15 protein-coding genes and 1 tRNA gene are annotated in these 18,140 nt (G+C 67.1%); 14 read left to right on the top strand and 2 right to left on the bottom strand.

The annotated features are described in order from the left end of the window. Window positions 1-13 precede the first annotated feature (13 nt). From HNP52_RS13745 to HNP52_RS13770, 6 genes are all read left to right on the top strand, one after another. Window positions 14-847, top strand: a complete 834-nt coding sequence (locus HNP52_RS13745) for an oxidoreductase (RefSeq protein WP_184167982.1) — start codon at window positions 14-16, stop codon at window positions 845-847. Between the two features lie 373 nt (window positions 848-1,220). Further along, window positions 1,221-3,980 carry a winged helix-turn-helix domain-containing protein gene (locus HNP52_RS13750; RefSeq protein ID WP_311768468.1) on the top strand — a complete coding sequence of 920 codons (2,760 nt, stop codon included), beginning with the start codon at window positions 1,221-1,223 and terminating at the stop codon, window positions 3,978-3,980. A gap of 75 nt (window positions 3,981-4,055) precedes the next feature. Continuing rightward, a complete protein-coding gene (locus tag HNP52_RS13755) occupies window positions 4,056-4,433 on the top strand; it encodes a BlaI/MecI/CopY family transcriptional regulator (protein ID WP_184167986.1) in 378 nt (125 codons plus the stop codon). Between the two features lie 3 nt (window positions 4,434-4,436). After that, window positions 4,437-6,053, top strand: coding sequence for a M56 family metallopeptidase (locus tag HNP52_RS13760; protein WP_184167988.1), 1,617 nt, complete (start codon window positions 4,437-4,439; stop codon window positions 6,051-6,053). An 87-nt stretch (window positions 6,054-6,140) separates the two neighbouring features. Beyond that, window positions 6,141-7,085 (top strand): hypothetical protein, encoded by a 945-nt coding sequence (locus tag HNP52_RS13765; protein WP_184167990.1) that lies wholly within the window; start codon window positions 6,141-6,143, stop codon window positions 7,083-7,085. 20 nt (window positions 7,086-7,105) lie between these two features. Next, window positions 7,106-9,169, top strand: coding sequence for a TonB-dependent receptor plug domain-containing protein (locus HNP52_RS13770; RefSeq protein WP_184167993.1), 2,064 nt, complete (start codon window positions 7,106-7,108; stop codon window positions 9,167-9,169). 157 nt (window positions 9,170-9,326) lie between these two features. Here HNP52_RS13770 and HNP52_RS13775 read toward each other — a convergent pair whose 3' ends face one another. Together HNP52_RS13775 and HNP52_RS13780 are read right to left on the bottom strand one after the other, a co-directional pair. Next, window positions 9,327-10,646, bottom strand: coding sequence for an Nramp family divalent metal transporter (locus HNP52_RS13775; protein ID WP_184167995.1), 1,320 nt, complete (start codon window positions 10,644-10,646; stop codon window positions 9,327-9,329). A gap of 224 nt (window positions 10,647-10,870) precedes the next feature. Further along, window positions 10,871-11,617, bottom strand: a complete 747-nt coding sequence (locus tag HNP52_RS13780) for a siderophore-interacting protein (RefSeq protein ID WP_221416276.1) — start codon at window positions 11,615-11,617, stop codon at window positions 10,871-10,873. 320 nt (window positions 11,618-11,937) lie between these two features. On the opposite strand from HNP52_RS13780, the gene HNP52_RS13785 reads away from it, so the two are divergent. From HNP52_RS13785 to HNP52_RS13820, 8 genes are all read left to right on the top strand, one after another. Continuing rightward, window positions 11,938-12,714 (top strand): helix-turn-helix domain-containing protein, encoded by a 777-nt coding sequence (locus tag HNP52_RS13785; RefSeq protein ID WP_221416278.1) that lies wholly within the window; start codon window positions 11,938-11,940, stop codon window positions 12,712-12,714. A 116-nt stretch (window positions 12,715-12,830) separates the two neighbouring features. Next, window positions 12,831-13,199 (top strand): YbaN family protein, encoded by a 369-nt coding sequence (locus tag HNP52_RS13790; RefSeq protein WP_311768469.1) that lies wholly within the window; start codon window positions 12,831-12,833, stop codon window positions 13,197-13,199. Window positions 13,200-13,245: 46 nt separating this feature from the next. After that, window positions 13,246-13,321: transfer RNA gene (locus tag HNP52_RS13795), tRNA-Thr, on the top strand. A gap of 261 nt (window positions 13,322-13,582) precedes the next feature. Continuing rightward, window positions 13,583-14,503, top strand: a complete 921-nt coding sequence (locus HNP52_RS13800; RefSeq protein ID WP_184167999.1) for a hypothetical protein — start codon at window positions 13,583-13,585, stop codon at window positions 14,501-14,503. A 2-nt stretch (window positions 14,504-14,505) separates the two neighbouring features. Further along, window positions 14,506-15,396 (top strand): hypothetical protein, encoded by an 891-nt coding sequence (locus HNP52_RS13805; RefSeq protein ID WP_184168001.1) that lies wholly within the window; start codon window positions 14,506-14,508, stop codon window positions 15,394-15,396. 14 nt (window positions 15,397-15,410) lie between these two features. Continuing rightward, window positions 15,411-15,917, top strand: coding sequence for a hypothetical protein (locus tag HNP52_RS13810; protein WP_184168003.1), 507 nt, complete (start codon window positions 15,411-15,413; stop codon window positions 15,915-15,917). A gap of 295 nt (window positions 15,918-16,212) precedes the next feature. After that, complete coding sequence (locus HNP52_RS13815; RefSeq protein ID WP_184168005.1) at window positions 16,213-16,590, top strand: hypothetical protein; 378 nt, start codon at window positions 16,213-16,215, stop codon at window positions 16,588-16,590. After that, on the top strand, window positions 16,587-18,005 hold the full coding sequence (locus tag HNP52_RS13820) for a hypothetical protein (RefSeq protein ID WP_184168007.1): 1,419 nt from the start codon (window positions 16,587-16,589) through the stop codon (window positions 18,003-18,005). Before HNP52_RS13815 ends, HNP52_RS13820 begins: the two co-directional genes overlap by 4 nt. Window positions 18,006-18,140 lie beyond the last annotated feature (135 nt).

Here is an 18,140-nt window from a genome sequence, read left to right on the forward strand (position 1 = left end):
GGAGTATCCACACATGCCACGCACCTGGCTGGTGACCGGCAGCTCGCGCGGGTTCGGCCGCGCGCTGTGCGAAGCCATTCTCGACAGCGGCGACAATCTGCTCGCCACCGCCCGCGACCCCGAACAGCTCGCCGGGCTGGGCGACGGCCGCCCCGGCGGCCTCGCCACTGCGCCGCTCGACGTGACCTGCGAGGAAGATGCCAGCGCCGCGGTGGCCGAGGCGATCGCCCAGTTCGGTGCGCTCGACGTGCTGGTCAACAATGCCGGCTATGGCGATATCGGCTCGGTCGAGGATACCTCGCTCCACAGCTTTCGCCGTCAGATCGCGACCAACCTGTTCGGCACGATCATCATGACCAAGGCGGTGATCCCGCACATGCGCACCCGGCGCAGCGGCCATATCGTCCAATTCTCCTCGGTCGGCGGCCGGCTCGGCGCGCCGGGCCGCGCGGCCTATTCGGCGGCGAAATGGGGCGTCGAGGGCTTCTCCGAAGTGCTCGCCCAGGAAATGAAGCTGGTCGGCGTGCGGGTGACGATCGTCGAGCCGGGCGGCTTCCGCACCGATTTCGCCGGTTCCTCCACCACGCTGGAAGCCGGCCGCGCCGACTATGACGCGGTGGTCGGCAATGCCGCCCGCATGCAGGCGGCCTATAACGGCAAGCAGCCGGGCGACCCGCATCGCGGCGCCCGCGCGATCCTGGAAGTGGTCCGCTCGGATGCGCCGCCGCTCCGCCTGCCGCTCGGCAGCGACGCGGTCGGCGCGATCGAGCGCGGCGACCGGGCGCGGCTGGAGGAGCTGGAGCGCTGGCGCACGCTCAGCATCTCCACCGATTTCCCGAAGGATTAGAAGGGATCGGCATTCATCGATTACGGGCTTGGACTTCAAAATCCTCTCCCGGAGGGAGAGGGGGACCGCCGCCGAAGGCGGTGGTGGAGAGGGAACGCCACGAGCGACCCGCCCGTGGCAAGCCCCCTCCACCAGCTTCGCTGGTCCCCCTCCCCCTCCGGGGGAGGATTGTTGAATGTCGACCTGTCCTCGACCCGTATCCCTCACACCTTGATCCCCGCCTTCGCGGGGATGACGAAAGAAGGGCATGCCGAAAGGAACCCCGCCCAACCGACTGAACCCAAAGAATAGTACTTAGGTAGGATTGAGGTGCGCCCACCCGCGCGGCATGGAACGCTCGACCATAGAGGGGTAATGGCAGAACGTGGCGGACGTGGATCAACAGCTTGGCGAACGCATCTGCTTCGGCCCCTTCGCGCTTTCGCCAGGCGCAAGGCTGCTGACGCGCGACGGCGCGCCGGTCGAGATCGGCGGTCGCTCCTTCGACCTGCTGGTGGTGCTCACCGAGCAGCCGGGCCGCGTCCTGTCCAAGCGTGAGCTGCTCAAGCGCGTCTGGTCCGATGTCGTGGTCGAGGACGGGAGCCTCCGCTTCCACATGGCCGGGCTGCGCAAGCTGCTCGGCGACGGCGTCGATGGCGCACGCTACATCGCCACCCAGGTTGGCGTCGGCTATGCCTTTGTCGCGCCGGTGGAGCGCCAGGGCATCGCCGGCACCCAGGCGCCGGAACCCGCTGTCGAGGCGCCCCGCCCCGGCACGGTGCTCAACCTGCCCGCCCGCCTTCCCCATCTGATCGGCCGCGAGCGCGATCTCGCCTTTCTGGAAACGCGCGCGGTCGACACGCCGGTCTTCAGCATCGTCGGACCGGCGGGCGTCGGCAAGACGTCGCTGGCGATCGAGATCGGCCACCAGCTGGCACCGGCATTCGATGAGCGCGTGGCGTTCGTCGACTTCAGCATGCTGGAGAATCCCACCGTCGTTGCCTCGATGATCTCGGGTGCGATGGGCCTTTCGGCGCAGAGCGGCGATCCGCTGGCGGTGATCCTCGCCCATATCCGCGACCGCCCCTTCCTCCTGCTGCTCGACAATTGCGAGCACGTCATCATCCAGATCGCGGAGATCGTGGAGCGGATCGTCGAGGAAGCGCCCGGCGCGCGCGTGCTCGCGACCTCGCGCGAGCCGCTGCGCGTACGCGGCGAGCATGTGCTGCGCCTCGACGCCCTCGCCTATCCCGAGGAGATCGATGGGCTCAGCCGCGCCGAACTCCTCGCCTTCCCCGCGGTCGAGCTGTTCTGCGAGCGCGCCGGCGCGGCCGACAGCACGCTCGTCATCGATGACGAAGCCGCCCGGCTGATCGCCGAGCTCTGCCAGCGCCTCGATGGCATGGCCCTGCCGATCGAGCTGGCCGCCGTCCGCGTCGCCACCCACGGCCTGGCCGCCACCGCACGCCAGCTCGGCGAGCGGTTCAGCCTGGGCTGGTCCGGCCGCCGCACCGCCCAGCCGCGCCAGCAGACGCTGCAGGCCACGCTCGACTGGAGCTACGACCTGCTCTCCGAAGCCGAGCGCATCGTACTCGAGCGGCTGTCGGTATTCGTCGGCCCCTTCTCGATCGATGCCGCACTGGCGGTCGCCGCCGATGCGGAAATCGGGTCGGACGCCGTCGCCGTCGCACTCGACGAGCTGGTCTCCAAGTCGCTGGTCGCGCCCGATCGCTCGCGCCGCACCGATACCTATCGCCTGCTCGAGATGACCCGTGCCCATGCCCGGGAAAAGCTGCGTGCCCGCGGGCTGCCGCTCTATGCCGCGGCGGCGCGGCGCCACGCCGCCTTCTTCCTCGCGGAGCTCGAGGCGGTGGCGGAGCAGGACGAGGATGTGCTGCAGGACACCCGTCCGCTGCGCATGCAGCTCGGCAACATCCGCAGCGCGCTCGACTGGAGCTTCGGCCAGGACGGCGATGCCCGGATCGCCTTCCGCCTTGCCGCCGCCAGCGCGCCCGTCTTCCTCAACCTGTCGCACATGATCGAATGCCGCACCTGGACCGCCCGGGCGCTCGCGGAGATCGAAGATGGCCAGCGCGGCACCGCGACCGAGCTCGAGCTCCAGGCCGCGCTCGGCATCACGCTGATGTTCACCCGCGGCAACAGCGAAGCGGCAGGCCATGCGCTTGTCCGTGCGCTGGAGATCGCCACCGCGCTCGACGATCGCTGGAACCAGCTGCGCCTGCTCGGCCGGCTCCACATCTTCCATGAGCGGATCGGCGAATATGACATCGCCATGCGCCAGGCCGAGCGCGCGGTGGAAGTGGCCGAAGCGATCGGCGCGCCCGAGGCGATCGGCGTCGCCTATTCGCTCGCCGGCATCTCGCACCATCTCCATGGCGACCAGACACGCGCACGGCCGGCGCTGGAATTGTCGATCCGGCAGAGCCCGCCCTCGATCCGCAGCCGGACGATCCATTACGGCTTCGATCACCGCAACCGCTCGATCATCGCGCTGGCGCGCACCCTGTGGCTCGTCGGCGATACCGATGGCGCCAACCGCCTCGCCCGCCAGGCGGTGGACGAAGCCACCCGGCTCAACCACGCGGTCACCCACTGCATCGCGCTGATCTGGTCGCTATCGGTCCATCTCTGGATGGAAGACCTCGCGGCTGCGGAGGCCGATCTGGCCGCGTTCAATGAGTGCGCCGAGAACAATGCACTCGGCCCCTATGTCGCCGCGGCAGCCGGTTTCCGGGGTGAGCTGGCGATCCGGCGAAGCCAGACCGGCGAGGCGCTGGACATATTGCGCGACAGCCTCTCCCGCCTGCGCGCCGCACGCTACGACCTGCTGACCACAACCTTCTCGATCGCGCTGGCGCGCGGGCTGGTCCTCGAGGCGCGTTACCCCGAGGCGCTGGAACTGATCGACGCGACGATCGCCCGCTGCACCGCCAATGGCGAGCGCGTCTCCCTCCCCGAGCTGCTACGCCTCAAGGCCGGCATTGCGGCGCGTTGCACGTCCGGCACCGATGCGGGTCGGGCATTGCTGGAGGACGCGCTGGCCCTTGCCCATGCACAGGGCGCACTGGCCTGGGAACACGCGATTTCGGCCGATCTTGCGGCCCTGTCCGTCGCGTCGGGGAGCACCGGCTAGCCTAGGATTCAGATGGCGCTTGCATGCGCTACAATTGTAGCTTAGAACTACAAATGTAGCGTAGAGAGATTCGTCATGCTGAACAACCTGCCGCCCCGCGAACGCCAGATCGTCGACCTGCTCTATGAGCGTGGCGCGATGGCCGTGTCCGATGTCTGCGACGCCCTGCCCGACAAGCTGTCGGCCTCGGCGGTCCGCGCGATGCTGACCCGGCTCGAGCAGAAGGGCGCCGTCCAGCGCGAGCATAGCGACCGCGGCTTCCTGTTCTCGCCGACCATCGCGGAAAACAAGGCGAGCGTGAACGCGCTCGGCCATGTCGTGCGCACCTTCTTCAACGGCTCGACCACCCATGCCGCCAGCGCGCTGCTCGGCATGAGCGAGAAGCTCGACGACAACGACCTGGACGAGCTGGAGGCGATGATCGCCGCCGCCCGCGCCAAGAAGGGAGCCTGATCGATGACCGCATTGCTCGGCCTTGTGCTCAAGTCGCTGGTGATCGCCGGCATCACCCTGCTCCTGCTCCGCCTCACCCGCAGCCGCTCCGCCGCCGAGCGCTCGCTGATCGCGCATCTCGGCCTGGCCGGGCTGGTGATCCTGCCGGTCGCGACCTTCATGCTGCCCTCGCTCAGCCTGCCGCTGCCGGAGGTGCTGCAGAGCCGGTTCGAGGCACCCGCCGCCACGAACGTCGTGCCCCAGCCGGTCACGCCCCGCGAAACCACCGTCGCGGCTGCGCCCCAGGCCAGCACCGCATCCGAGCAGCCCAGCTTCACCCTGCCCCAGGGCTGGGAGCGCTTCGCCTATGCGCTGCCGGTTGTCGCGCTGCTAATGCTAACCATTATCGCCCTTCTCCGCCTCGTGCGCCTGCGCGCCGGTGCCGAAGTGCTCGTCGATCCGGTGTGGCTGAGCGCGCTCGCCCATGCCCAGCGTCGCATGGGGATGAAGAGCGGCACCGCGCTGCTGGTCAGCGACGCCCTGCCCTCGCCGATCTCCTGGGGCCTCGCCCGCCCGACCATCCTGCTCAGCGCCGATGCGCTGGCGGCGACCGACGAGGCCGAGGCGATCATCGCGCATGAGCTGGCGCACGTCTCCGCGCTCGACTGGGCCAAGCTGATGCTCGCCCGCATCGCCACCGCGATCCACTGGTTCAACCCGCTCGCCTGGCGCCTGGCCCGCGAAGCGCACCAGCTGCGCGAGGAAGCCGCCGACGACGCGGTGCTCGCCGCCAATATCGATGCGCCCGACTATGCCCAGCTGCTCGTCCGCGTCGCCCGGCACGAAGCCCGCGGCCTGCTGATCGGCGCGCACGGCGTCGCCCCCGGCAAGGGCAGCCTCAAGCGCCGTGTCGGCCGCGTGCTCGACGCGACCCTGCCGCGCGGCCGCGCCCAGGGCTCGTGGATCGCGGGCTTCGGCGCCGGCATGCTGGTGATGGCCGCCCCGCTCGCCGCGCTCACCGTCGACGCCACCGAGCGTCGGGACGACACCACCGCCGCCACGCCCCCCGCCACCCCGGCGCCCCCCAGCGTCGCCGCCCGCCCGGCAGCCATCGAGCCGGCCTCGCCCGCCGCCCCGCTCGCCGCCGCCACCCCGGCCGCACCGCAGGACCACCGCGAGGCGCGCGACGACCGCAAGCACAACGAGCTCGACACGATCATCGGCGCCAAGGCGCTGGGCGTGACCGGCGACTATATCGCCGAGCTCCGCCAGGCCGCGCCCCAGCTCGGCCCGGTCAGCCTCGACGATGCCAACGGCATGCGCGCCCTCGGCGTCACCCCGGAATATATCCGCGCGCTGCTCTCCACCGGCCTGCGCATCCGCTCGTACGACGATGTGATGGGTGCCCGCGCCGTCGGCGTGAACCCCGCCTATGTCCGCAGCATCATCGCGGCCGGCTATCACGGCGACATCGACGACTATATCGCCCTGGCCGGCATGGGCGTCACCGCCGACGATGTCCGCCGCCTGCGCGCCGCCGGCACCAGCGTCGACATGGACTCGCTCGCCCTGAGCAAGACGCTCCGCCGCGGCCCGCGTCCCCATCCGGATCCCCGGCCCGCCCCGGATCCCGACAACTAAGACCACCACCCCCAACCCGCCGAAGCGCTGACACCCCGTCCCGGGGTGAACGCCCCCGGCTTGCCTTCTTCACCCAGGAGAAATGTCATGCGCCGCACGATCATTGCCTTCGCTTCGCTTGCCCTGCTCGCCACCACCGCCATCGCCGGCGATCGCGCCCGCGATCCGGTCACCGCCTCCACCCCGATCGGCTTCAAGCTCCAGCTCGAGGCAGGCCGCGGCCATTTCCAGCTCAGCCTGACCATGGGCGAGCGCCACAACATGAACACCAGCGTCTCGGGCAACCAGATCGGCCTCGACACCCAGGCGCTGGAGGGAAACGGCCCCCTCCGCTTCGCCATCGCGCGTGAACCCGGCCGCCTCGACTGCACCGGCGCCACCGAGCGCAAGGTCGCCACCGGCAGCTGCAGCTTCACCCCCGATGCCGCATTCGCCGGCTATCTCGCCCAGCGCGGCATCGGCCGGCCAAGCTTCCAGGAATCGCTCGATCTCACTTTGGTCGGCGCCAACAAGGAACTGGTCGAGGCGCTGGCCAAGGCCGACTATCCCAAGCCGACGATCGACGAGCTGACCGCGCTCTCCGCGCTGCAGGTCACCTCCGCCTATATCGCCGATCTCGCCCGCCAGGGCTTCCGCCCGGACAATCTCGACGACCTCACCGCCTTCGCCGCGCTCAAGATCGATGCCGATTATGCCGGCCGCATGCTCCGCGCCGGGCTCGGCAAGCTCAAGGCCGACGAGCTGATCCAGCTCAAGGCGCTCGACGTCTCGCCCGAATATCTCGCCGAGATGGCCGGAGCGGGTCTCCGCAACCTGTCGGCCGATGACGTCACCCAGCTCAAGGCGCTGAACGTCACTCCCGCCTATGTCCGCGAGCTCGCCGCGATCGGCTATCCGGACCTGCCCGCCGAGCGCCTCGTCGAGCTCAAGGCCGTCGGCGTCACCGCCGAGGATGTCCGCCACGCGCGCAAGATCGGCATCACCGATCCCACGCCCGAGCAGCTCGTCCAGATCCGCGTGCTCAAGCACTGATCGCCAGGGAAAGCGCCAGTATGCGTCTCGCAGCCCTTCTCCTTGCCGGCACCGCGCTCCTGCCCTCGGGCGCGGTAAAGGCCCAGACCGCCGTGCCGCCTGCAACCGGCACGGCGGCCGCCAAGCAATCCTTCACGCCGGAGGACTTCGCCCGCTTCGCCCCGCGTACCGCCTATGACATGCTGGTCCAGCTCCCCGGCTTCACCATCCGCAGCGCGGACCAGGAGCGCGGCCTTGGCCAGGCATCGGAGAATGTCCTGATCAACGGCACCCGCATCGCCAACAAGACCGGCGGCGCGATCGCCGAGCTCCAGCGCATCGCCGCCGGCAATGTCGAGCGGATCGAGATCGTCGATGCCTCCACGCTCGGCATCGCCGGCCTCTCGGGCCAGGTCGCCAACATCATCCTCAAGAATGCGCGCAAGGCCGGCGGCCAGTTCGAGTGGAAGCCCGATTTCCGCGCCCATTATTCGCGCCCCAACCTGTTCCGCGGCAATATCAGCTACACCGGCAAGACCGGCGCGGTCGATTACACCCTGTCGCTCGAGGACCAGGCCGGCCGCGGCGCCATCGGCGGGCCCGAGCTGTTCTACGCCGCCGACGGTTCGCTGATCGAGCGGCGCGAGGAAGTCTTCCACCAGGAATCGGACACGGTCACCGCCAAGCTCCGCCTGGCGATCGACGGGCCGGGCACCTCCAAGGGCAATCTCGTCCTCGGCTATTCGCCCTATTGGAACCCGGTCTACGACTTCGAGCAGCGCTTCCGCGCCGACGGCAACGACGGCACTCGCCTGCGCCGCCAGCGGCTCAATGGCTGGTTCTACGACGTCAACGCCGATTACGAGTTCGCGCTCGGGCCGGGCCGCTTCAAGATCATCGGCCTGCGCCATTTCGATCATGAGCCGGTGATCTCCACCCAGATCGACAGTTTCGCCAGCGGCGCGCCCGACCAGGGCACCCGCTTCACCCGCAACTCGCACATCACCGAGACGATCGCCCGCGCCGAATATGGCTGGAAGATGGGCAAGGCCGACTGGCAGGTCTCGCTCGAGCGCGCGGTCAACGGGCTCGATCAGCGCGGCGCGCTCGCCACGCTGAACCCCCAGGGCGATTTCGTCCCCGTCCCCTTCCCCGGCGGCAGCGGGATCGTCCGCGAGGTCCGGCATGAGGGGATGGTCACCTATAGCCGGGCGCTCGGTGCCAAGCTCAGCCTGCAGGTTGCCGGCGGCGGCGAGACCAGCGTGCTGGAACGCGTCGATGGCGACCTGCCCGCACGGCGCTTCTTCCGGCCCAAGGGCAGCGTAACCCTCGGCTGGAAACCCGATGCCGCCTGGGACCTCAGCCTCAAGGTCCGCCGCCGCGTCGGCCAGATCAGCTTCTATGATTTCCTCGCCCAGCCCAATCTCAAGTCCGAGCGCCAGAATGCCGGCAATCCCGATCTCGTCCCGCCGCAAAGCTGGGAAGCGGAGATGGAAGTCGGCCGCACGCTGGGCGCGGCGGGCAAGACTCGGCTGCGCGCCTATTATCACCGGATCGACGACATCATCGATATCGTCCCGATCGGCGCGGACGACGAAGGCGTCGGCAACCTGCCCCGCGCCACCCGGATGGGGCTGGTCAGCACCAGCACGATCCAGTTCGCCCCGCTCGGCCTGCCAGGCGCCAAGCTCGACGCGACCGTCGGCATCGAGCGCGCCCGCGTCCGCGATCCGCTCACCGGCCAGATGCGTACGATCAGCGGCACCCAGGATCGCTGGGCGGAGCTCAACTTCCGCCACGACATCCCGAAGAGCGCCCTCGCCTGGGGCGTCGACGCCAGCTTCTATCACTATTCGCCCTATTACTACCTGACCGAGGTGAACCAGGAGAATGAGGGGCCGTGGTTCGTCAACGTCTTCGCCGAGCACAAGAACGTGCTGGGCCTGACGGTCCGCGCCACGGTCGGCAACATCTTCAGCGCGCGGCACTATTACGACCGCGAGGTCTATGCCGGCCGCCGCACCACCAATCCGCTGGTCTTCCGCCAGTCGAACAACCAGCTGATCGGCCCGATCTTCACCTTCAAGATCAGCGGGAGTTTCTGACTATCATCGTCATCCCCGCGCAGGCGGGGATCCAGGGTAGTTCGGGAAGTCGATGCAATAGAGCAAACGCTAACCGGAACCGCGAAAGCCAGCCGCACGCGATCTGCTCTTGGCTCTGGATCCCCGCCTGCGCGGGGATGACGACGGTAGAATGGCCCTACCCAAACCACCGCCAGATCAGCCAAAGATTCGCCCCGGCGATCAGCCCGAACAGCCCCCACGCAATCACCTTCACCACCAGCCCGTTGGCGAACTCGCCCATCACCGTCCGGTCGCTGGTGAAGCGGATCAGCGGCCAGATCGCGAAGGGCAGCTGGAGCGAGAGCACCACCTGGGTCAGCACCAGCAGCTTGCCCACGCCGCCCTCGCCCATCCACACCACGCCGATCAGCGCCGGGATCAGCGCCAGCCCGCGCGTGATGATCCGGCGCAGCCAGCACGGGATGCTCAGGTTCAGGAACCCCTCCAGGATCACCTGCCCGGCGATCGTGCCGGTAAAGGTCGCGCTCTGCCCCGATGCGAACAGCGCGATGCCGAACAGCAGGGCGGCGGCCGCCGCGCCGGTCAGCGGCTCGAGCAGCCGATAGGCATCGTCGATCTCCGCCACCCCGGTATAGCCATTGGCGTGGAAGGTGGCCGCAGACAGCGCCAGGATCGCGCCGTTCACCAAGGTCGCCAGGAACAGCGCCACCACAATGTCGATCGTCGCGAAGCGGATCGCCTCGCGCGTCGCCGGCACGCTGGCGCCGGTCACCCGCGTCTGCACCACCGAGCTGTGCAGATAGAGGTTATGCGGCATCACCGTCGCGCCGAGGATACCGACCGCGAGATAGAGCGCATGCGGATCGGCGAAGATCGCGGCCTTGGGCACCGCGCCATGCAGCAGCCCCTCGAAGCTCGGCCCGACGATCGCCAGCTGCACCGCGAAGCAGATCGCGATCGTCGAGATCAGCCCGAGCACGATCGCCTCGAGCTGGCGGAAGCCCTGCCCCTTCAGCCCCAGCACGATCACCGTGTCGAGCCCGGTCAGCAGCACGCCCAGCCAGAGCGGCACGCCGAGCAGCAGGTTGAAGGCCAGCGCCGAACCCAGCACTTCGGCGACATCGGTGGCGATGATCGCCAGCTCGGCGAGCAGCCACAGCGTCCGCGTCGTCGCCAGGCTGTAGCGCTCGCGCGCCATCTGGGCGAGGTCGCGCCGGGCGACCAGGCCCAGCCGCATCGCCAGCCATTGCAGCAGCATCGCCGCGACGCCGCACAGCAGCACGACGAACAGCAGATCGTAACCGTAGCGCGATCCCGCCTCGATATCGGTCGCCCAGTTGCCCGGGTCCATATAGCCGACCGCGACGAGCAGCCCCGGCCCGGCCGTGCGCAGCAGCTTGCGCCAGCCCGGCAGCCCGGCGGGCACCGCGACGCTCCCCTGCACTTCGGCGGGGCAGAAGGGCGCGGTGGCGATGCGGGGAAGCGAGAGGAGCATTGCCGTTTCCTAGCGCGCGGGCATGGGATCGCCCACCGCCAAAGCGATGCCGTTACCCCCAACTAAGGTAGTATGGCGGTCACCCGTGCGGGGGTGCATATCGGCGGGGCAGGTCATCGCCGAACGCCCCCCGACGGCGCTGGCCGCACCCAAGCTTCCGCCCCCTTTGGAAGCCGCGGGAGCGCCCATCCCCCCTCCGGGCGCTCCCGCACTTTCCTCCGATCTCAGTCGAGCCCGGCCTTGCCCGGTGCCCAATAGGCCTTGGTCGCGATCCGCGCCGCCGGCACGCCCAGCCGCTTGAGCGCCTGGCGCAACCGCTGGATCGTCCCCGCCTTGCCGGTCAGCGCGAAGCTCGCGCCGCTGGCCGCCAGCGCTTCCAGCCGCGCTTCCATGTCAGCGAGATGTTCGTCGTCCGGCGACCGTGCGAACAGCGAGATGCGCTCCAGCCCCAGCTGCTCGGCCACCCGGCAGCTCGCCTCGACATCGCCGACCTCGAAATAGCTCGCGACGGGCCGCGCGGGATCCTGCCAGGCGAGCGCATAGCCGAGCCCGATCGACGTCTCGTCGCCGAACAGTGCCAGCGGACCGGTCAGCCGACCGGTGTCGAGCGAGGCACGCGGCCCGAAGATGTCGCAGCTGTCGCCCGGCGCGGCGTCGCGCACCCAGGCGCTGCCCGGCCCCTCGCCGTGCATGTATCCCAGGATGCAGACGCGTCCCGTTTCGGCGTTCCATTCGATCGGCGTATAGGTGCGCGCGGTGAAGGCCGATCCCATCGCGATCTGGATCTTCTGTCCCGCGGTCCAGGCCACGCCCTTGAGCGCCGGTCCTTCGAGGGTGATCAGCGCGAAGCCCTCGCCCAGACGCTCGCTGGCGGTGATGGTTGCACGCTTCATCAGCAGGCGGATCAGCGCCTGGCTGATCCGGCCGGGGGCCTTGGTGCCGGGGCGTTCGGGGGATTCCATCGGCAGCATCACGACGTCCTCATCTCTTGATCGGAGCGTTCCATCCCCCGTTGCTCGCGCAGGCCGCGGGATCACGAATTTCATAGCCTCGTCAGCGGGTTACAGCGCCGGAGCGGGGTCACCGCCGAGCGGTTCCGGCGCCGCGTGCGAACATCGGCGTCCAGAGCGTCCAGTCCGTCAACTTTCCCGCCGCAACTGGCTGGTTCGCTTGGAATAATCGGTTGGACTTATGGCGTCACTGCGAAGTATGGACAGAATATTATTCGATTCAGCCAATCTCGCCGGAGCCCCGCATGCCGATAATGCGTAACCTTGGTGACAAAACGGATATGGAGGATCCAGACGCGGTGCCGCGTCCGGTGGTCACCTATGGCTTCATCACCGACGACTTCGGCAGCTTCGAGCTGGACCTCCACCGGCACGAAAAGGGCCAGATCATCCTCGCCCAAAGGGGTGCCCTTAGCTGCGAGGTCGAGGGTGGCCTCTGGATCGTCCCGCCTCGCAGCGCCATCTGGATCCCGGGCGGCGCCCTCCATTCGATCAAGGCCTCGGGGGCGCTGGAGGGCTATAACGCCTTTGTCTCGCCCGAGGTCGATGCCGGGCTCCCGCAGGGCTGCTGCGCCCTCGCCGCCACGCCCCTGCTCCGCGAGCTGATGGCCCGCGCCGCCACCCTGCCCGAGCTCTATGAGGAGACCGGCGCCAATACCCGGCTGATCGCTGTGCTGGTCGACGAGATCGCCTCGGCCCGGGTCGAGGACCTGCACCTGCCGATGCCAGCCGACGCCCGGCTGCGGCGGGTCGCGGACCTGATGATCGCGGCGCCTGCGGATCGCGGCACGATCGACGCCTGGGCCCGCCGTGCCGGCCTGAGCGAGCGCACCCTCGCCCGGCTGATCCTGCGCGAGACGGGCATGAGCTTCAGCCGCTGGCGCCAGCAGCTGGGCGTCATGCTCGCGGTGAAGTGGCTCGCTGCCGGCGCCTCGATTCAACAGGTTGCGGGCGATCTTGGCTATGAGAGCGTGCCGAGCTTCGTCACCATGTTCCGCAAGGCGCTGGGCACCTCGCCCGGCCGCTACATGGCCGAGCGCCATGCCGCGCACCATTGATCCCCGCCAGGGCCGCTGGCACAAACCCCGCCGGTACCAGGGAGAAATCATGACCGCCGCCGCCCCCGCCCGGGTCGATCGCCATCCCGCCTGAGCCGCGCCTCGCCAGCCGCGCGGTGCGCCTGTTCTGGGTCGCGCTGGGCTGTTTCTTCGTCGCGCTCGGGGTGATCGGCGCGCTGCTGCCGGTGATGCCGACCACGATCTTCCTGATCCTCGCCGCCGGCTGCTTCGCCCGCGGATCCGAGCGGCTGGAGGCCTGGCTGCTCGACCATCCCAGGGTCGGCCCGCCGATCCGCCAGTGGCGCGAACAGGGCGCGATCCCGCGCAAGGGCAAGATCGCCGCCTGCGCCGGCATCGCCTTCGGCTACGGCGTCTTCTGGCTCACCGTCCGCCCCCATCTCCCCCTCGCGCTGGGCGTGGCGCTGGGCATGGCGGCCTGCGCGCTGTGGATCGTCAGCCGCCCGGCACCGGTCGGCCCGGCCTAGTTCGGCCTTGACCGGCCGCCCGAAGCCGATCAAGGGCAGGCCCGTCGCCGGGTTAGCTCAGCTGGTAGAGCAGCGGTTTTGTAAACCGAAGGTCACGGGTTCGATCCCTGTACTCGGCACCACCGCCCCTTGATCGTTCGGGGCAGAGCTGTCTTTCGATCGAGCCGCAACTTGCCTTGCAACCGGCTGACGGCCGGCCCCGGCCGTGCCGCGCGCCTTGGAAACGACGCCCCCGAGACAAACCGCAAATCATCCGTTTTGGATTGATTGTAAAATCATAACCCACTGTGAATTCTACCCAATAAATACTCCCGCCACCCTTGACGAATCTGCGCAACTTCGAAGACAATTGATGCAACAGCCAGTGCATTCGGGGGGATGCCGTGCGAGCAATAATTGCAGTTTCACTGATTTCTTGTACTTTACCTATCACGGCTGCGGCCCAGAAAAATGGAAATACCGAAGCAATTCAGAGAGCAGTCGAAGGTCACCCGACCTTTGCCCGCTATGTGAATCCACTTTGCAACAAGCGCGCAAAACCCGTGCTTACAGCTGCCGCGGAGCAGAGCTTTGCGCGCCTCGGTGAACTGAACAGTTCAAGCACTTCATTCATCACCGAAATACGGCAATGCCTGAAAAAGGCTCCTATCCAGCTCCAGGCTGCGGGGATATTCGACAGAGTCGATGTCGAGGGCGCCATTACGACTGCCGGCAGGATCGGCGGCGGAATATTCTATTATGCCAAGGCGCCGGATGAGGATGCCACGTCCCGCGTATCCACATTTGGCATTCGACTGTCCGGCTATGCCGGATGGGAAGATTTCGACATTCCCTCGGGGGCTTCGGGCGGCCCCGTTCAACATCGTCGCGGCAAGCGCGCGGCCAAGATCGCGGAGACGAGCCTGATCTACACGATCCAGGATCTGACCGGCGACAGCAAGTTCCCGCTCTTCCCGCTCGGGGCGGCCACGATCCACGTGACCGGCAGCTACATCGACAAGCGCACCCCCATGGCCAATGTGCCGGCCTATCTCAACGAAGGCTTCTTCGACGCGAATGCCGGCGTGTCGCTCGACCAGTTCCTCGACCACGATCCCTTTGGCAGCAAGCTGAATTACTTCGTCGGCTACGAGCATATCTTCAACCGCAACTATGCGGTGCGCGATATCGGCGCGGTCAGGGTGCAATGGCGACCGCAGAAGAACCCCGCCTTCGACAATCCCGATATGCTCGCGGTTCACGTGCAGTACCGCTTCGGAAAGGACTATCGCGGCATTAGCGCCGGCCTCTCCAAGAGCTTCTGAGGATGAGCGAGCTCTTCTCCGCCGAACAGGCCCGCAAATGCCCGGTAGCGGGGTTCGCATACGCCTCGATCGCGTTGCTCGCGGGCGCGGCCGGCATCTACATGAACAACCCGAAGGAGGAGCAACCGCTCCTGGGAGCAGCCATCGTGCTCTTCATCCTCTTCACGCTCTGGTTTCTTAGCTGGGACAGCCGCGCAAGACGGGCAGCAGGCACGCCTTCCATCGATGCGAGCGGGCATCTGGTGGCCCGCAATCCGGTTCAGATCTTCCTCATCTGCCTCCTGCTGTCGGGCTGCACGATCACGATCAATCTGTACGGCACCAAATATATGGGCTCCAAAGCCGGAACCCCGCCGGGTCAGCCCCCCGCGCCCGCCGAAACGCCGCCTCCCACGCCCACGCCAAGCGCGTCGGGCATGGCGGTCGACGACAAGGCGCAACCCCGCCCCGCCGACGCGGCGTCAAAGAGGAGCACCCCCAGCGTCGCGCGCGCTTCGCAACCGCCCGCCGGGGAGCTCAGCCTGACGCAGAAATTCTTCCCTGGTGTCGGCCGGATACTCGGCACGGAGCAACCTACGGCCGCGGCGTCGCCGCCCCCAGAGCCAAGCCAACTGGCGGCAGCGGGCACGATCTGGGTCCTCGTCGGCGACAAGATGCGCGCGTCCCAGTATGACAGCGACATGCGCGCGCTGGCCGCATTCGACAGCCTCGCCGAAGTCCAGCGCGCGAAAGAAGGGCGCCAGACTTTCTCGACCACAGGCCTGACAGCCCGCAGCTGCGTCCCACAGCAATCCATTGAGGCGTGCACGCCTCGATCGCCGCTCCCGGGCAAGCACCAGGCCACCGATTTCAAGGTCGCCGCCAATGGCGGCGTATGGGTTCAGATCGACTAGCAGGAGACATTGTGATGAGGTTGGCCCTGGTCCCGTTTGCGCTCGCACTCTGCGCTCCCGCCCCGGTGGCGGCGGAGCAGGATTACCCAAAGCATGTCTGCCTCTCGACCAGGGCCTATGGCCAGGTGCAGGGCTTCGGCAACTTCATCTTTTCCGGCCGCGTATCCGGCAGCGGCACCTCGGGAAGCTACGGCTATTGGGTGGTTGCGATCGACGCCGGGGAAGCAGCCTGGGCGCAGAGTGGTGGCGGAGTGCGCGGTCAGGCGGGTGACGTTCGCTTCGGGGTCTATAATGGCTCGGCCTATCCGCTCAGCTTCGTCGTGATCGAGGTCCCGAACGAAGGCCAATATAACGATCTGCGCCTGCGCGCGCGCACGGGCGATCCATTGACGGTGAGCGACGGCAAGGTCGGCCCCTACCGGATCATGTCCCGCCTCAACGACTGCACCTTCGACCTGTCGTCCTCGGACCTGGCCACGGCCGTGCCGACGGTGACGTCCAATCGATGCACTTGTCCGTGACACCGGGATGACGTGTGCATGGAGTGCTCGAGCAGTAACTCGAGCACCCACAGCAGCCATCCTAAAAATTATACAAAATAATAATATACCCTCAAATCTTCACATGATGAAATATAGCGATCCGCTAATAAATCATCCGGTGTAAATTGAATAACCGCAGAATCGGATCAATTATTACGCGGAGACTGTCTCGACCGAAATTATACACTCGATTACCATGGCGGGAGGACGGGGATCGCGTGACGTGGGGGAGACGTCAGCCCATCGCCTCGTTCTCCGAAAAGGGGGGACCATCATGGCCGGGATCCACATATCGAACCGGCGCGCGCTGAAGAAGCTCGAGCGCGCGCATGGCGGCGAAACACACAAGGCCAATATCATGCTGGCCAAGGTGGGCTTCGACTATTTCGAGAAGCTGGAAGCCGTGCGGAGAGCGACAAACCTGCCACTCGAAAATGGCTTTGGCCCTTCGCCACATAATCCTGCCGGCGTGCTCGGCACGACCTATCGCAAGGACGTGAACACGCTTCCACTCTATTTCGTGGAGGTGGCCCAGGCACTGAGCGCCACGAGCCAATACAGCTTCGATCCCAATGCCATCCCGGTCGCCGCGGCGATCAAAGAGACCTTATCGGCCTTCCAGGTTCGCATCTTCAAGCTGGCCAAGCCGTGAGGCGCGCCCGGCTTTCGGCATCGGCCGCCGCTTCGCTGGCACTCGCAAGCCAGGCCTATGCGGCGAATCCGCTGCACAAGGATGTCTGCATCCTGGACCCGGTCACCCAGCGCCAGGTGCTGGACCGCGAAAAGCTCGCGCTCTTCGTCCTCAAGGACAAGGGCATCGGCTGGCAATTCGGGCAATGGGCGCAGGCCCAGGCCACCGCGGAAGAAGCCGTCCTCGCGGCAGCCCTCCCACGCGGAACCACGGCCCCGCCTTCGGCCCGCCCCTCGCTCGCCGTCCGCATACTCCTGTGCAACGCGATCACCGACTGCAACTTCGACGGCAGCGACAAGCTGATTGCGGCGCAATTCCAGATTTCGGATATCCTGGGCGATAAGAGCGGCAGCTTCTCCAATCCGCGACACGCCAAGATTGCAGAATTCTACAGCGACCCCTCAATCGTCGTGGAATGTGTCGAGCGTTCGCCGGGCAGGCCGATCGAGATCGCCGGCAGTGCGCCGCCGCCGCCGGAGTTCAATCTTCCGTTGAAGCTTCGCGGCAACACCGATTCCCTGATGTTCCTGCGCGGGCAGCCCGACTTCAAGGCTGCCGAGAAGGTGAATGTGAGTTTCACCGATGACGGGATCGCCAGCAAGAAATCCGTCAAGCTGGTCGGCGTGCTGGGATGGGCCTTTCCCTTGATCGAAGGCGCGCCGGTGGCACCCGCCGACGATCCGCGCCCCCATCCGCCCGCCTATGCCAATCTCGAGTTGATTCCCTATGCCGGGATCAACCACGACTTGTCGCGCGTGACGGGCCAGGCCCGGAAAGTCACTTCCAAGGACTGGCGCCTTGGGGCCGTTCTGATCGGACGCCAGAGTTCCAGTTTCGGCTCCGGCGACAAAGCCGGCTGGTCCCTGATGCACGTCATGGAGATGCGCCCGGAGCTGCTCTTCGACGATGTCAATCACGCCCAGATCGCCAGCGTCAATCTTCGCTATATGCCGGTTGCGAGCGAGATCTTCGGGCTCCCGGTCGGTCTCAATGCTTATCGGCGTATCATCCCCAGCCGGGAATATTTCTTCTCCTATCGCCCGATCTTCGACATCCGCTTCAACAACGGCACCTTCACGAAGCAGGGTGATCGACCCGATCTTCAGGCGCAGGATTTCAGCCGCATCGGCACCCAGTTCGGTTTCGCGATCAGCCACGACAATTTCCGCTTCCCGATCGATCTGACCGTCACCGAAACCTATATGCACGCGTTGTCGGGCTATCCCCGGGACCTGTCACAATTCCGTTCCGTGCTCTCCCTGAGCTTCGACACGAACAATTATTTCGGCCTCGACCTCAGCTATGTGAAAGGCAAGCGGGAGGACCTGCTCGCGCGCGAGGAGAAATGGAGCGTGGCCTTCACTGCCCGCTATTAGGACAGCTTCCGTCACCAGCACGGTCAGGCGGCGGGCGAAGTCGGCGCGCTAATCTCTAGGTCCAGGACGAGCACACCGCTTCCACCAGCTCACCGGTACGCCGGCCACCGGCTGGCGGCGGCTGCACAGGCACCT

The sequence above is a fragment of the Sphingomonas kyeonggiensis genome (assembly GCF_014204495.1).
Taxonomy (GTDB): Bacteria; Pseudomonadota; Alphaproteobacteria; order Sphingomonadales; family Sphingomonadaceae; genus Sphingomonas; species Sphingomonas kyeonggiensis_A.